This is a genomic window from Streptomyces sp. A2-16 (assembly GCF_018128905.1).
Taxonomy (GTDB): Bacteria; Actinomycetota; Actinomycetes; order Streptomycetales; family Streptomycetaceae; genus Streptomyces.
In genome coordinates, this window is sequence record NZ_CP063808.1 from 2,858,500 (window position 1) to 2,873,513 (window position 15,014).

Consider the following 15,014-nt stretch of genomic DNA (forward strand, 5'->3'; position numbering starts at 1 on the left):
GGGTGTCTCAGATGTTGCGGAAGCGGTTGATGGCGTCGAGGTGCGTGGCGCGCATCTCCTCGTCGCGCACGCCCAGGCCCTCCTCGGGGGCCAGGCACAGCACGCCGACCTTGCCCTGGTGGAGGTTGCGGTGCACGTCGTAGGCCGCCTGGCCGGTCTCCTCCAGGGAGTACACCTTGGAGAGGGTCGGGTGGATCTTGCCCTTCGCGATGAGCCGGTTGGCCTCCCAGGCCTCGCGGTAGTTGGCGAAGTGCGAGCCGATGATCCGCTTCAGGGACATCCACAGGTAGCGGTTGTCGTACTCGTGCATGTAGCCCGAGGTCGAGGCGCAGGTGGTGATGATGCCGCCCTTGCGGGTGACGAAGACGGAGGCGCCGAAGGTCTCGCGGCCGGGGTGCTCGAAGACGATGTCGATGTCCTCGCCGCCGGTGAGTTCGCGGATGCGCTTGCCGAAGCGCTTCCACTCCTTGGGGTCCTGGGTCCGCTCGTCCTTCCAGAACTTGTAGCCCTCGGCGTTGCGGTCGATGATCGCCTCGGCGCCCATCGAGCGGCAGATGTCCGCCTTCTGGTCGCTGGAGACGACACAGATCGGGTTGGCGCCACCGGCGAGGGCGAACTGCGTGGCGTACGAGCCGAGTCCGCCGCTCGCGCCCCAGATCAGGACGTTGTCGCCCTGCTTCATGCCGGCGCCGTTGCGGGAGACGAGCTGCCGGTACGCGGTGGAGTTGACCAGTCCGGGGGCGGCGGCCTCCTCCCAGCTGAGGTGGTCCGGCTTCGGCATCAGCTGGTTGGACTTGACCAGTGCGATCTCGGCGAGACCGCCGAAGTTGGTCTCGAAGCCCCAAATCCGCTGCTCGGGGTCGAGCATGGTGTCGTTGTGGCCGTCCGAGGACTCCATCTCGACCGACAGGCAGTGCGCGACGACCTCGTCACCGGGCTTCCAGGCATTGACGCCGGGGCCGGTGCGCAGCACGACGCCCGCGAGGTCGGAGCCGATGATGTGGTACGGCAGGTCGTGGCGCTTGGCCAGCTCGTTGGTGCGGCCGTAGCGCTCCAGGAACCCGAAGGTCGACAGCGGCTCGAAGATCGAGGTCCACACCGAGTTGTAGTTGACACTCGATGCCATGACGGCGACCAGGGCCTCGCCCGGGCCGAGCTCGGGCAGCGGCACGTCGTCGAGGTGGATCGACTTGCGCGGGTCCTTGTCGCGGGTCTCCAGGCCCGCGAACATCTCCGTCTCGTCCTTGTGCACGGTGATCGCGCGGTACGACTCGGGGAGCGGCATGGCGGCGAAGTCGGCCGGCGTCGAGTCCGGCGACTGGATCGCGTCCAGGATGTCCTTCACGGTCACGGTGTTGCCTCCGGCGAATGGCGTCTTGAGGGGAGACGCTGAGGGTTACGTCGGTGCCGTCGGTTCGGCGGTCATGCTGTGCGGCAGCGCTTTGTGGCGCGGGAGGTTGCCTGTGACGCAGGCGTCCGGGCGGGCAGGTCGATGACTTGCTGGGACAGCCGACGTGCGAAAGGTCTCTGCACGCCGGCCGCCCGGACTCCTTCAACGTAAGACACCGCGTGCCACCGTGCAAGGCACTGAGTGCCAGAGATTTCCCTCAGATGAAATCTTTACGTAACAAATGAGCGATGATCGATCGAACGGCGTCTGGGAGATGCCTGAAAAGGGTCCCTGACATGCCAAAACGGCCACCCCGAAGGGTGGCCGTCATCACAACGTCGAAGAGCCGCTCAGCGCTCCTTGAGCGCCTGCTCGATGGCCCGCATCACTTCGTCGAGCGGTGCGTCGGTGCGGGCGACTGCCACCAGCACCTCGCCCTGGGACGTCACCGAGGCGGGAGCCGGCCGCGGTGAGGTGGTGGTGTCCCGCCCCGCTCCGATGCCCGTCCCGAAGGTCTTGCGCACGATCGCGAACGCGTGGTCCAGCTGCGCCTCCACATCGCCCTGGCCGCCGGCCCGCAGCCACCGCCGCAGCACATGGTTGTGGGCCGTGACCACGGCGGACGCGGCGACCTCCGCCAGCAGCGGATCGTCGTTCGCGTCGTCGTCGTGCGCGTGCTCGTCGAAGTGCCCGAGCAGATACCGCGTGAACAGCCGCTCGTAGCGGGCCACCGACGCGATCTCCGCCTCCCGCAGCGTCGGCACCTCGCGTGTCAGCTTGTAGCGGGCGACCGAGATCTCCGGCCGGGCCGCGTACATCTTCATGACTTCCTTGATGCCGCGGCACACCGTGTCGAGCGGGTGCTCGTGCGCGGGTGCCGCGTTCAGCACCGCTTCCGCCCGGATCAGCGTGTCGTCGTGATCGGGGAAGATCGCCTCTTCCTTGGAGCGGAAGTGGCGGAAGAAGGTGCGGCGGGCGACCCCGGCCGCGGCCGCGATCTCGTCGACGGTGGTCGCCTCGTACCCCTTGGTGGAGAACAACTCCATCGCGGCGGCCGCCAGTTCTCGGCGCATCTTGAGCCGCTGGGCGGCCGCGCGGCTGCCTGCGGCACTTTCCGGCGCGTCGGGCGTGGCTGGTGTACGAGACGACTTGGCGGGCTGGGGCATGACCCGAACGTACTGCATGTGCGCAGGTTGGTGCGCGTGTCCGGGCTTTGTCCCGCCCGGACCCGGCAGGGAGCCGCCGGGTCCCGCGGGCGCGGGGGGACTGCCCGGATCGAGCAGTCCGCCCCAGTCCTCGCCGCCGGTGAACCAGTCGCCGACGTGCTCAGCGGCGGGCATATTCGCGGAAGCCACGGCCGGTCTTGCGGCCGAGGCAGCCCGCGGCCACCAGGTGCTCCAGGAGCGGAGCCGGAGCCAGGCCCGGGTCGCGGAACTCGCGGTGCAGGACCTTCTCGATCGCGAGCGAGACGTCCAGGCCGACGACGTCCAGGAGCTCGAAGGGGCCCATCGGGTAGCCGCCGCCCAGCTTCATCGCCGCGTCGATGTCGTCCAGGGACGCGTAGTGCTCCTGCACCATCTTGATCGCGTTGTTCAGGTACGGGAAGAGCAGGGCGTTGACGATGAAGCCCGCGCGGTCCCCGCAGTCCACCGCGTGCTTCTTGATCCTGACGCAGACCTCGCGGACCGTCGCGTGGACGTCCTCGCCCGTCAGGACCGTACGGACGACCTCGACCAGCTTCATCGCGGGCGCCGGGTTGAAGAAGTGCATGCCGATCACGTCCTGCGGGCGCGAGGTGGCGCGGGCGCAGGCGACGACGGGCAGCGAGGAGGTCGTGGTGGCCAGGACCGCGCCCGGCTTGCAGACCTTGTCCAGCGTCGCGAAGAGCTGCTGCTTGATCTCCAGGTCCTCGGCGACGGCCTCGACGGCCAGGTCGACGTCCGCGAACGCCTCGTACGAGCCCGCCGCGGTGATCCGGTCCAGGGTCTGCGCGGCCGCCTCGGCGGTCATGCGCCCCTTGTCGACAGAGCGTGAAAGCGACTTGCCGATACGGGCCTTGGCCGTCTGCGCCTTCTCCTCGCTGCGGGCGGCGAGCACGACCTCGTAGCCGGCCTTGGCGAAGACCTCGGCGATCCCGGACGCCATGGTGCCGGAGCCCGCGACGCCGACGGAGCGGACCTCGCGGCCCTGGACCCGCGCGGAGCTCTCCAGGGGTGTCAACGCGTCCCGCACGACCGCCGTGCTGCCCGCGGCCTCGTACGTGTAGAAGCCGCGTCCCGACTTACGGCCGGTCAGGCCCGCCTCGCTGAGCTGCTTGAGGATCGGGGCGGGGGCGTGCAGCCGGTCGTGGGACTCGGCGTACATGGCCTCCAGGACCGTGCGGGCGGTGTCGATGCCGATCAGGTCCAGCAGGGCGAGGGGGCCCATCGGCAGGCCGCAGCCGAGCCGCATGGCCGCGTCGATGTCCTCGCGGGAGGCGTACTTCGCCTCGTACATCGCGGCCGCCTGGTTGAGGTAGCCGAACAGCAGTCCGTCGGCGACGAACCCGGGCCGGTCGCCGACCGCGACGGGCTCCTTGCCGAGGTCGAGGGCGAGGTTGGTGACCGCGCTGACGGCGGCCGGCGCGGTGAGCACCGAGGAGACGACCTCGACCAGCTTCATCGCGGGCGCCGGGTTGAAGAAGTGCAGGCCCAGCACGCGCTCCGGACGGGCCGAGTCGGCGGCCAGCCGGGTCACCGACAGGGCGTTGGTGCCGGTCGCCAGGATGGTGTCGGGGCGCACGATCCCGTCGAGTTCGCGGAAGATCTGGTGCTTGACCTCGTACGACTCCGGAGCCACCTCGATGACGAGGTCGGCGTCGGCAGCGTCCCGCAGGTCGGTGGAGGTGCGGAGCCGGGCGAGGACGTCCGCGCGCTCCTGCTCGCTGAGCCGGCCGCGCTCCACGGCACGGGCGGTGGCGGCCTCCAGGGCGGCGACGGCCTTGGCGGCCTGCGCCTCGCTGACGTCGATGCCGACGACCTCGCGGCCGGCCTTGGCGAGGACCTCGGCGATGCCGGTGCCCATGGTGCCGAGACCGACGACGGCGACCGTCTTGAGCGGGGACAGGGAAGGGTCGGACAGGGGAGTGGCCATCGCGGAACTCCAGGAATGAGGGTGACGACTGGGAGCGCGACCCGGTACGCCGAGGGGCGCACCGGGTGCGTGAGGAACTGCTGGATGCGGGTGTTGCCGGGCTGCGAGCGCACACGCCCGGACCGTCGTCGCGGGCCCTGCACAGGCCCGGAGAACGGTGGATCCGACCGGCCCTGTCCCAGGCCGGGTCGTGCTGGTGGTACCCGAGGTACCGAACCGACTGCTCTCGCGGCGGCTGCGTCACCAGGCCACCGCAAGGAGTTCCACGAGTGGGTAACTCGCTCGTCTGAGCTTAACCGGTGGGTAACGAGCGCGCCAGCCCCCGGATTTGTGATGTACGTCCCGCGCCGTCGGCGGGCCGCCTAACCTCGGGTTCATGGACGAAGAGTTGCGATCGCTCACGGAGCGCTTACGGCAGGAGTCGGGAGCGCCCGCCGCCGTCGACCGGCTGGTGGCGACCGAGGACCTGGACGAGCTGGCCGGAGTGCTCACCGAGCCCGGACAGCCGCTGTGGGCCCGGGAGCTGGCCGCGTTCCGGCTGGGCCTGGCCGGGGACCGCCGGGCCTTCGAGTCGCTCGTCCTGCTGCTCAACCACCGCGATCCGCCGCGCTGCGCCGCCGCCGCGTACGCCCTCGCCCGGCTGGACGACCCGCGCACGGCCCGCGCGGCGGCCGCCCTCGCCACCAACGAACTGCGGGTCGCCTACGCCCTGCACCCGGTCCGGCTGCTGGCCGACCTGGGCGCCCCCGAGTCCGTCCCCGCCCTCATCACCACGCTGGAACGCCGGCTGCGTCCGCACGACCCCTACCGTCGCGTGGCCCTCGCCTGCGTGGAGGGTCTCGGCACCCTGGCCGACGTCCGCGCCAGACCCGTGCTGAACGAGGCCCTCGCGCACCCGGCGCTGGCGGAGGCGGCGGTGCGGGCGCTCGCGAGGATCCCCAGGCAGCGGTGATCCGTCAGGGGTTGAGCGTCCGTACGTACCGCACCTCCGGCACCGGGACGCCGTCGGTCTCGAAGGGCTCCTCGGCGCCGTCCGCCTCGAAGCCCGCTCGCTCGTAGAAGCGGCGGGCACCGGCGTTGCCCTTGAGGACCCACAGGTACATGCTGCCGTGGCCGGCCGCGGTGCGGTTCCACATGGCCTCGCGCAGCAGGGCCTGCCCGATGCCGGTGCCGTACCTGCGGGGGTCCACGTAGATGGCGTACAACTCGGCGTCGCCGGTGCGGACTTCGCCGTCCCGGTAGGGGCCGTGGCAGGCCCAGCCCATGACCTCGCCGTCCCACTCGGCCACGACGTCCACCACACTGCCGTCCCCCTGTTCGAAGCGGGTGCGGTGGCGATCGGCGTCCCGCGCCGCACTCATCGCGTCGAGGTACGACTGCGGCACCAGCCCCCGGTAGGCGCTCTGCCAGCCGCGGACACGGATCTCGGCCACACGGTCGCAGTCGGCGAGGGTCATCGGGCGGATGAGGAGGCGGTCGTCGTCCATGGCGGCACCCTAGGTGCGACGCGCACCGGCGGCCTCCGATTATTCGGGCACCACGGCTTGCTCGGGCACCACGGCGAACGCCTCGATCTCCATCAGGAACTCCGGCCGCACCAGCCCCGCCACCTGCACGGCCGACGCCGCCGGCAGCCGGTCGTCGGGTATGTGCTCGGCGCGGGCCTCCCGGATCGCCGGCAGGTGGGCCATGTCCGTGACGAAGAAGGTGAGTTTGACGACGTCGTCGAAGCCCGCCCCCGCGGCGGCCAGGCAGCGCCGGAGGTTCTCGAAGACCTGGCGGGCCTGGGCGCCGGGGTCGCCGTCCCCGACGAGCTTGCCCTCCTCGTCGACGGCGACCTGGCCCGAGACCGCCACGAAACGGCCACGGCCCAGCACCACGTGGGAGTACTGGGCCGCGGGGGCGACCCCGTCGGGGGCGGGAATCCTGGTCAGCTCACTCATGCGTCCATGGTGGACCACGGCACTGACAACGCCCGTCCCCGACGGAGCGTCAGGCGCTCAGCCGCGGAAGCCGAGCAGCCCGTGCAGCGCCGCGCCCCGCGAGGACGTGGACGCAGCCTTGGACGTCAGCGGCTTCGGGTCGGGCAGCGCCTTGCACACCGCGTCCGCCTCCCAGCCGCCGCGCGGCACCTTCCCGTCGGTGAGATAGGCGGCCAGGTACTTGTCGAGGCACTTGTTGCCGCTCAGCGTGATGCCGTGGTTCCCGCCGCCCTGCTCGACGACCAGACTGGAGCCCGCCAGCAGCCGGTGGACCGTCGCGCCGCCTTCGTACGGGGTGGCCGCGTCGTTCGTCGCCTGGAAGAGCAGTGCCGGCGGCAGCTTGCCGTTGGCGACGTTGACCGGCTTCAGGGACTGCGTGGGCCAGAACGCGCAGGGCGCGTTGTACCAGGCGTTGCTCCACGTCATGAACGGGGCCTTCTCGTACACGGCCCAGTTGTCCTTCTGCCACTGGCGCCAGTCGCGCGGCCAGGAGGCGTCACGGCACTGCACCGAGGTGTAGATGCTGTAGCCGTTGTCCCCGGACGCGTCCACGGCACCGAAGTTCTCGTACGCCTCCACCAGCGGGTCGGCGTCCTTCTTGTTCACGTACGCGGCGAACGCCTCGGCCAGGTACGGCCAGTAGCCGTTGTAGTAGCCCCCGGGAACGAAGGTGTCCTCCAGCTCGGAGGCGCCGACCTTGCCGCCGGCCGGCTTCTTGGCGAGGGCCGCCCGCATCGCGTACCACTTGGCCTCGATCTTCTCCGGGTCGGTGCCGAGCTTGTACGTCGCGTCGTACTTGGCGATCCAGGCCATCAGCGCCCGGTGCCGGTCGTTGAACGCGTAGTCCTGGGCGAGGTTGTCGTCGTACCAGACGCCGGTCGGGTCCACGATCGAGTCCAGGACCAGGCGGCGCACCTGGTGCGGGAAGAGCTTGGCGTAGACGGCGCCCAGATAGGTGCCGTACGAGTAACCGAAGTAGTTGATCCGCTGGGCGCCGAGAGCCCGGCGGATGGCGTCCATGTCCCGCACGGCGCTGATGGTGTCGATGTAAGGCAGCACGCTCGCGTACTTCCGGCCGCAGGCCGCGGCGAAGGACTTGACGCGCTTGAGGTTGGCCCGCTCGATCGCGGCCGTGCTCGGCACCGAGTCCGGGCGCACCGGGTTGAAGTAGCCCGGCTTGCAGTCGAGGGCGGGCTTGCTCGCGCCCACCCCGCGCGGGTCGAAGCCGATGACGTCGTACTGCGCCGCGACGGCCTTGGGCAGGCCGGAGGCGATGAACCCGGCGAAGGTCAGACCGCTGCCGCCGGGGCCGCCCGGGTTGACCAGCAGCGGGCCCTGGTACTTCTTCGCGGTGTGCGGGACCCGGGACAGCGCGAGGGTGATCTGCCGTCCGTGCGGGTGCGTGTGGTCGAGCGGCACCTTGAGGGACGCGCACTGAAGCGTCGGGTGGTCGGCGGTGCCGCACTTCTTCCAGGTGAGCTTCGCCGCGTGAGCGGTCTGCGAGGTGGGGACGGTCCGCGGCGCGGCGGCGTCGGCGGGGACGGCGGTGAAGGTCCCGGCCACGACGACCGCGGCACCGCACAACACGGTTGCGCGTTTTCTCATGGGGTCCTCCCAGGACGGAGGGTTGCCGACCGCGAGGGTCACGGTCCACGCGGCATCGTCCCGGAAAGTACGTCCGGAAGAACGTGTTCTGACAATACTTAACCCAATTGGTCCGACTGATGCGCTCGAACGCTCTCAGATCAACGTGAGTTGGGTCGGTTCGGACAGCGGCTCGACCTCGGGCTCCGGCTCCCGGATCCGCCGGGGCATCCCCGCGCCCGCTGGACCGATGCCGTACTCCTGGGCCAGCTCATGGACCTGACGGGTGATCCGGCGCTGATACCACTTCGGGGCGTAGGAGCCGTCCGCGTACAGCCGCTCGTAACGGCGTACCAGATACGGATGCTCGCGGCCCAGCCAGGCCATGAACCACTCGCGGGCGCCGGGCCGCAGATGCAGCACCAGCGGGGTGACCGAGGTGGCCCCCGCGGCGGCGATCGCGCGCACGGTGGCCCGCAACTGCGCGGGACTGTCGCCGAGGAACGGGATCACCGGCGCCATCAGCACCCCGCACCCGATGCCGTGCTCGCCCAGCGTCCGTACGACGTCCAGGCGGCGCTCCGGGGCGGGCGTACCCGGCTCCACGGTGCGCCACAGCTCCGGGTCGGTGAAGCCGACCGAGACCGAGATGCCGATGTCCGTCACTGCGGCGGCCTGCCGGAGCAGGTCGAGGTCGCGCAGGATCAGCGTGCCCTTCGTCAGGATCGAGAAGGGGTTCGCGTGATCGCGCAGGGCGGCGAGGATGCCCGGCATCAGGCGGTAGCGGCCCTCCGCGCGCTGGTAGCAGTCGACGTTGGTGCCCATCGCTATGTGGTCGCCCGTCCAGCGGCGCGAGCCCAGCTGGCGGCGCAGCAGCTCCGGCGCGTTCACCTTGACCACGATCTGCGAGTCGAAGCCGAGACCGGTGTCCAGGTCGAGGTAGCTGTGGGTCTTGCGGGCGAAGCAGTACACACATGCGTGCGTGCAGCCCCGGTAGGGGTTGACGGTCCACTCGAAGGGCATGCGGGAGGCGCCCGGCACCCGGTTGATGATCGAGCGGGCCCGGATCTCGTGGAACGTGATCCCGGCGAACTCGGGCGTGTCGAAGGTACGGCTGACCACCGCGTCGGCGCCGAAGAGGGCGGCGTCGGCCCGTCCGTGTTCCGCGGACTCGGTGAGGTTCTCCCAGCGCATGAGGCCTCCTCGGTAGCACTGCCCCCCGAGTGAAACACTTGTTCGAATTTCTGTGCAACCCCCGATTTGGGCGGCCACGGGCGGGGGTGGTTGGCTTGCTCCAAGCCCGAGAACTTGAAGTCCTGGAGGAAGTCGATGGCGCAGGTCGAGGCCACTACGGAGCGGATCGTCGCGGCGGACGCGGAGAAGGTGTTCGACGCCGTCGCCGACTACAGCGGCACGCGCGGCAAGGTGCTGCCGGAGCAGTTCAGCGAGTACGAGGTGCGCGAGGGCGGTGACGGCGAGGGCACCCTCGTCCACTGGAAGCTCCAGGCCACCAGCAAGCGGATCCGCGACTGCCTCCTGGAGGTCACCGAGCCCACCGACGGCGAACTCGTCGAGAAGGACCGCAACTCCTCCATGGTCACCACCTGGCGGGTCACCCCGGCCGGTGAGGGCAAGTCCCGTGTCGTCGTGACCACCACCTGGCAGGGTGCGGGCGGCATCGGCGGCTTCTTCGAGAAGACCTTCGCCCCCAAGGGCCTCGGCAGGATCTACGACTCCCTCCTCGACCGGCTCGCCGCCGAGGTCGAGAAGTAAGTCCTCGCTGCCCGGCGGACGTTGATCCCGATCACCGGATCGAGTGGATCTCCGTCCGGCCCACCGGTGTGCCGTAACTCGTCGCGCTTGCTCGTAGTTGTCGCCTTATGCGGGAAATACGGGGCAGGCGCGACGAGGGGAGCCGGACGTGGGCGTGACGACCGCGACGCACGAGGAACGGGTCGAAACGCCACCGGAGGCCGGTGCCCCGCCCGTCGAACTCAGCCCGCGCCGCGTGCGGTTGGTCTTCTTCGGGCTCATGCTCGCGCTGCTCCTCGCCGCGCTGGAGCAGATGATCGTCGCCACCGCGCTCCCCAGGATCGTCGGTGAGCTGCACGGCCTGGACCGGATGTCCTGGGCGATCACCGCCTACCTGCTCACCGCCACGATCGGACTACCGGTCTACGGCAAGCTCGGCGACCTGTTCGGCCGCAAGGGCGTCTTCCAGTTCGCGATCGTCGTCTTCGTCGCCGGCTCCGCGCTCGCCGGACGTTCCGCGACCATGGACCAGCTGATCGCCTTCCGCGCCGTCCAGGGCGTCGGCGCGGGCGGCCTCATGATCGGTGTGCAGGCGATCATCGCCGACATCGTGCCGCCCCGGCGGCGCGGCCGCTTCATGGGCCTGATCGGCGCCGCCTTCGGACTCGCCTCCGTCGCTGGCCCGCTGCTCGGCGGCTGGTTCACGGACCACCTCTCCTGGCGGTGGTGCTTCTACGTCAACGTCCCCTTCGGACTGCTGACCCTGGCCGTCGTCACCGCCGTGCTGAAGCTGCCGAAGCCGCGCGTGCGGCCCCGACTCGACGTGCTCGGCGCACTCCTGCTCGCCGCGGCCTCCACCTGCCTGGTGCTGCTGACCAGTTGGGGCGGCACCGAGCACGCCTGGGACTCCCGGCCGATCCTCGCACTCGCGGCCGGAGCGGTGGCCTCGACGGTCCTCTTCGTGATCGCCGAGCACTTCGCCGCCGAACCCCTCATGCCGCTCAGGCTGTTCAGGGACTCCGTCTTCAACGTCACCGGCCTGGTGGGTCTGGTGATCGGGGTCGCGCTCTTCGGGGCGGCGAGCTATCTGCCGACCTTCCTCCAGATGGTCGACGGCGCCAGCGCCACCGAGTCGGGCCTGCTGATGCTGCCCATGATGGCCGGCATCGTCGGCGCCTCCGTCGTCTCGGGACAACTCATCAGCCACACCGGCCGCTACCGGATCTGGCCGATCCTCGGCAGCGCACTCTCCGTCGTTGGCATGTGGCTGCTGTCCCGGCTGGAGGCCGACACACCCCGGCTGCACTACAGCATCTGGATGGCCGTGCTCGGCGCCGGGATCGGCATGGTGATGCCGGTGCTGATCCTCGCCGTGCAGAACTCCGTCCGTCCGGCCGACCTCGGCACCGCCACCAGCGCCAACAACTACTTCCGGCAGATCGGCGGCAGCGTCGGAGCGGCGATCTTCGGCACCCTCTTCGCCGACCGGCTCGCCGACGCGCTCTCCGACGAACTGCCCGCCGGTGCCGGGCTGCCTGACCCCGAGTCCATCACCCCGCAGCTCGTCCACGCCCTGCCCCCGGCGCTCCGCGACGGCTACATCCGGGCCTACGCCGACGCCATGCCGCGGATCTTCCTCTACCTCGTGCCGGTGCTCCTCCTCGGCCTGCTCCTCGCCTTCTTCCTCAAGGAGAAACCGCTGGTGTCCCACCACACCGCCGACCCGGAGACCGAGACCGCCCCGGTCCCCCCGGCCCGCTCGCCGCACACCGCCGGGGCCCCCTTGTGCGGCACGGTGCGACACCCCGACGGGACCGTCCTGCCCCGGGCCGCGCTCACCCTCATCGACATGTCCGGGGCCCAGACCGGGCGCGGGGCCGCCGGCGAGGACGGGCGGTACGCGCTGTCCACGCCCGGGCCGGGGGCGTACGTCCTCATCGCCACCGCGAGCGGCCACCAGCCGCAGGCCGTGTCCGTGACGATCGGCGGGCGCCCCGTCGAACTGGACATCGTCCTCGGCGGCGCCGGACACCTCACGGGCCGCGTACGGACCCCCGACGGCACCCCCGTACAGGACGCCACCGTCACCCTCACCGACGCGCACGGGGAGGTGGTCGCCACCACCCGCAGCGGACCCGAGGGCGCCTACGCCGTCACCGAACTGATCGCCGGGGAGTACACCCTCGCCGCCGGCGCGCCCGCGTTCCGCCCCGCCGCGCTCCCCGTCACCGTCCATGCCTCCCGGGAGACCCGCCAGGACATCGAACTCGCAGGCGGGGCGGTGCTCCGCGGCACCGTGCGGGCCGGGGGCGGACGATGCGTCGAGGACGCGCGCGTGACGCTCCTCGACATGGCCGGCAACGTCGTGGACACCCTCACGACCGGCCCCGACGGCACCTTCCGCTTCGCCGAGCTGTCCCGTGGCGAGTACACCGTCATCGCCGCCGGCTACCCGCCGGTCGCCACCGTCCTCCAGGTGACCGGGGGCGACCGCGCGGAGCGCGATCTCCGTCTCGGGCACGAGGACTGACAGGGCGTCAGCGGGGGCGCGCGCCGGGGCGGAGCGGTCCGGGCCAATTCCCCCATTGCCGCACACCGTGACCGCCCGGCGCCGTACGGTGGAACAGGCGGCACAGATCTTGCGGAGAGAGGGCCTGGGCCATGGACCGTGGCACCGAGCGGGGCGCACCTCCCAGCCGCGGGGCGGGGAGCGCGGCGGACGGACACGCCGCGGCCGGACGTGTCCCGCTGGCCGTGGTCGTCGTGGACCGCGACGGCCTGGTCTCCCACTGGAGCCGGGGTGCGAGCCGGCTGTTCGGCGCCACCAAGGAGGAGGCGATCGGCTACTCGGCGGCCGACCTGCTGCCGGTCTCGGGAGCGCTCCCGGACCAGGAGGACACCCCGCTCCACGGTGTGTACGCGCCCTACGACGGACTCGGACCCGATCTGGAGTCCTCCCTCGACGGCGGGCTGTCCTACCCGGCCGCAGGCCGCGCCCGTCTCACCGTGCCCGGCGCGGACCGCCTCGACGTCCTGTGGTGGGCCTACCCGCTGGTGGGCCCCGGCAGCGAGCGTCTGCTGGTGCTGGCCGTCGACGCGGGCGGGCTCCACCAGGACCCGGACATGGACGGCGGCGCCCCTGCCGTCGAGCGGATCGCGCCCGCCTTCGCCCTGCACACCGACTTCCCGGGCGCCGACGAACTCGCCCGCAGGCTGCCCGAGATCATGCCCAGCATGAGCGTGGGCGAGAGCGCCCGCATCGTCGCCCAGGTCCTGGAACTGGGCTATCCGGTGCTGGAGTTCAGCCAGAACGACCGGGTGCCCGTCACCCCCGACTGGGGCGTGCCCCGGCGCGCCGAGCGCAGGGCCCGCCGCGAGCGGGCGGCCAGTGCCGCCGCGCAGGGCCTGCCCGTCCCGCAGGACCAGCTCGACGAGGGCGAGGACCTGGAGTACGTCGCCGTACGCGAGCGTCTGGAGTTCCTCAACGAAGTCAGTGGGAAGATCGGCACCTCCCTCGACCTGTCCCGGACCATCGTCGAGGTCAGCAGGGCCGTCGTGCCCCGCTTCACCGACGTCGCCGGCACCTATCTGCGCGAACAGGTCGTCGCCGGTGAGGGGTTCCCCGACGGCGTGCCCGACACCACCACCATGTGGCACCGGGTGGCCCTGGAGCACACCGACGAACCCGGCCGCTGGGACGACGTGGTGCCGGTCGGCGAGGCCATGCCGTTCCCCGCGCACACCCCGTTCTTCCAGTGCATGACCACCGGCGAACCCGTTCTCGTGCCGCGCATCAGCGAGCAGATGGGCCACGCCATCGCCTCGCAGTTCGAGAAGCGGGACATCAGGCCGCTGATCACCGGCCGCTCCATGCTCGTCGTACCGCTCAAGGCCCGCAATGTGGTCCTCGGGTTCATGATCCTGCTGCGCCACCCCGAGCGCGTCGAGTTCAACGACATGGACCGCGTCACCGGCGCCGAACTCGCCGCCCGCGCGGGCCTCGTGCTCGACAACGCGCGCATGTACACCTTCCAGGAGTCCGTCGCCGAGACCCTCCAGGACAGCATGCTGCCGCACATCCCGCCGCGCATGGCGGGCTGCGACATCGCCACCCGCTATCTGCCCGGCACGCTGCTGGGACGCGTCGGCGGCGACTGGTTCGACTCCGTGAAGCTGCCCGGCGCGCGCACCGCCCTGGTCGTCGGTGACGTCATGGGACACGGGCTCAACTCGGCCGCCATGATGGGCCAGTTGCGCACCGCCGTACAGACCATGGCCGCCCTCGACCTGCCTCCGGCCCAGCTGCTGCGCAACCTCGACGACCTCGCCCAGCGGCTCGGCGACACCTACCTCGCGACCTGCCTGTACGCCGTCTACGACCCGATCGCGAGCGAGCTCCACCTCGCCAACGCGGGACACATCCCGCCGGTGATCGTGCGGGCCCGGGACGGGCGCAGCGAGCTGCTCGAGCTGCCCACCGGTGCGCCGATCGGTGTGGGCGGGGTGCCCTTCGAGGCGGTACGCGTGCGCGTGGAGCCCGGAGACCGGCTGCTGATGTGCACCGACGGCCTGGTGGAGGTGCGCGGCGAGGACATCGGGGTGGGGCTCGCCACGCTCACCGAGTCCGCCGCGCACCCGGCCGCGTCCATGGACGACGCCTGCGACGCGATCATCCGCGCGCTCAACACCCGCGGGGGACGCAAGGACGACGTGGCGCTGCTCATGGCCCGGCTCAACGGCATCGAGCCCGACGACGTGGCCGAGTGGCGGATCTCCCTCGACCCGGCCGAGGTCGGGCGGGCCCGGGCGGTGGTGCGGGAACAGCTGCACGACTGGGGACTGGCCAAGCTGGCCGACAGCGCCGAGCTCATGGTGAGCGAGCTCGTCACCAACGCCGTACGGCACTCGCACAGCCGGCCCGTCGAGTTGCGGCTCGTGCGCGAGGACACCTTGCTGTGCGAGGTGGACGACGACGACCACGACCTGCCGAACCTGTTGAGCGCCGGGCCCACCGACGAGCACGGGCGGGGCCTCAGAGTGGTGAGCACGCTCGCTCGGGAGTGGGGCGCGAGTCGCACGAAGGCAGGGAAGACCGTCTGGTTCGAACTGACCCTGCCGCGTCGCTGAGCAGGCCCCGCGCGCATGCCCGACCGGGGCGCGCGTTCTCGAACTGA

At 71.1% G+C, this 15,014-nt stretch carries 11 protein-coding genes; 4 read left to right on the forward strand and 7 right to left on the reverse strand.

From position 1 onward, the window contains the following. Positions 1–7 precede the first annotated feature (7 nt). From ccrA to IOD14_RS12900, 3 genes are all read right to left on the reverse strand, one after another. Positions 8–1,345, reverse strand: a complete 1,338-nt coding sequence (gene ccrA, locus IOD14_RS12890) for a crotonyl-CoA carboxylase/reductase (protein WP_123994920.1) — start codon at positions 1,343–1,345, stop codon at positions 8–10. Between the two features lie 395 nt (positions 1,346–1,740). Continuing rightward, entirely contained in the window at positions 1,741–2,574 is an 834-nt protein-coding gene (locus IOD14_RS12895; RefSeq protein WP_212670292.1) for a TetR family transcriptional regulator, read from the reverse strand. A 142-nt stretch (positions 2,575–2,716) separates the two neighbouring features. After that, positions 2,717–4,522, reverse strand: a complete 1,806-nt coding sequence (locus IOD14_RS12900) for a 3-hydroxyacyl-CoA dehydrogenase family protein (protein ID WP_123994429.1) — start codon at positions 4,520–4,522, stop codon at positions 2,717–2,719. Between the two features lie 376 nt (positions 4,523–4,898). Here IOD14_RS12900 and IOD14_RS12905 point away from each other — a divergent pair, with 376 nt between their 5' ends. Further along, on the forward strand, positions 4,899–5,474 hold the full coding sequence (locus IOD14_RS12905; RefSeq protein ID WP_123994428.1) for an adenylosuccinate lyase: 576 nt from the start codon (positions 4,899–4,901) through the stop codon (positions 5,472–5,474). Positions 5,475–5,478: 4 nt separating this feature from the next. Here IOD14_RS12905 and IOD14_RS12910 read toward each other — a convergent pair whose 3' ends face one another. The 4 genes from IOD14_RS12910 to IOD14_RS12925 form a co-directional block, all read right to left on the reverse strand. Next, entirely contained in the window at positions 5,479–6,009 is a 531-nt protein-coding gene (locus tag IOD14_RS12910; RefSeq protein ID WP_212670293.1) for a GNAT family N-acetyltransferase, read from the reverse strand. A 39-nt stretch (positions 6,010–6,048) separates the two neighbouring features. Then, on the reverse strand, positions 6,049–6,465 hold the full coding sequence (locus IOD14_RS12915; RefSeq protein WP_123994426.1) for a RidA family protein: 417 nt from the start codon (positions 6,463–6,465) through the stop codon (positions 6,049–6,051). A gap of 57 nt (positions 6,466–6,522) precedes the next feature. Beyond that, positions 6,523–8,109 carry an alpha/beta hydrolase gene (locus IOD14_RS12920; protein WP_123994425.1) on the reverse strand — a complete coding sequence of 529 codons (1,587 nt, stop codon included), beginning with the start codon at positions 8,107–8,109 and terminating at the stop codon, positions 6,523–6,525. A gap of 135 nt (positions 8,110–8,244) precedes the next feature. After that, positions 8,245–9,282 carry an Rv2578c family radical SAM protein gene (locus IOD14_RS12925; RefSeq protein ID WP_123994424.1) on the reverse strand — a complete coding sequence of 346 codons (1,038 nt, stop codon included), beginning with the start codon at positions 9,280–9,282 and terminating at the stop codon, positions 8,245–8,247. A gap of 135 nt (positions 9,283–9,417) precedes the next feature. Here IOD14_RS12925 and IOD14_RS12930 point away from each other — a divergent pair, with 135 nt between their 5' ends. From IOD14_RS12930 to IOD14_RS12940, 3 genes are all read left to right on the forward strand, one after another. Next, positions 9,418–9,861 (forward strand): SRPBCC family protein, encoded by a 444-nt coding sequence (locus IOD14_RS12930; protein WP_212670294.1) that lies wholly within the window; start codon positions 9,418–9,420, stop codon positions 9,859–9,861. Between the two features lie 148 nt (positions 9,862–10,009). Continuing rightward, positions 10,010–12,370: an MFS transporter gene (locus IOD14_RS12935; RefSeq protein ID WP_174269404.1), complete on the forward strand. Its 2,361-nt coding sequence runs from the start codon at positions 10,010–10,012 to the stop codon at positions 12,368–12,370. Between the two features lie 131 nt (positions 12,371–12,501). After that, positions 12,502–14,967, forward strand: a complete 2,466-nt coding sequence (locus IOD14_RS12940; protein ID WP_123994422.1) for a SpoIIE family protein phosphatase — start codon at positions 12,502–12,504, stop codon at positions 14,965–14,967. Positions 14,968–15,014: the final 47 nt, after the last annotated feature.

Coding starts and splice junctions, on each gene's coding strand:
- IOD14_RS12895 (WP_212670292.1), bottom strand. CDS start 2,574: ATGCAGTACGTTCGGGTCATGCCCCAGCCCGCCAAGTCGTCTCGTACA.
- IOD14_RS12900 (WP_123994429.1), bottom strand. CDS start 4,522: ATGGCCACTCCCCTGTCCGACCCTTCCCTGTCCCCGCTCAAGACGGTC.
- IOD14_RS12905 (WP_123994428.1), top strand. CDS start 4,899: ATGGACGAAGAGTTGCGATCGCTCACGGAGCGCTTACGGCAGGAGTCG.
- IOD14_RS12910 (WP_212670293.1), bottom strand. CDS start 6,009: ATGGACGACGACCGCCTCCTCATCCGCCCGATGACCCTCGCCGACTGC.
- IOD14_RS12915 (WP_123994426.1), bottom strand. CDS start 6,465: ATGAGTGAGCTGACCAGGATTCCCGCCCCCGACGGGGTCGCCCCCGCG.
- IOD14_RS12920 (WP_123994425.1), bottom strand. CDS start 8,109: ATGAGAAAACGCGCAACCGTGTTGTGCGGTGCCGCGGTCGTCGTGGCC.
- IOD14_RS12925 (WP_123994424.1), bottom strand. CDS start 9,282: ATGCGCTGGGAGAACCTCACCGAGTCCGCGGAACACGGACGGGCCGAC.
- IOD14_RS12930 (WP_212670294.1), top strand. CDS start 9,418: ATGGCGCAGGTCGAGGCCACTACGGAGCGGATCGTCGCGGCGGACGCG.
- IOD14_RS12940 (WP_123994422.1), top strand. CDS start 12,502: ATGGACCGTGGCACCGAGCGGGGCGCACCTCCCAGCCGCGGGGCGGGG.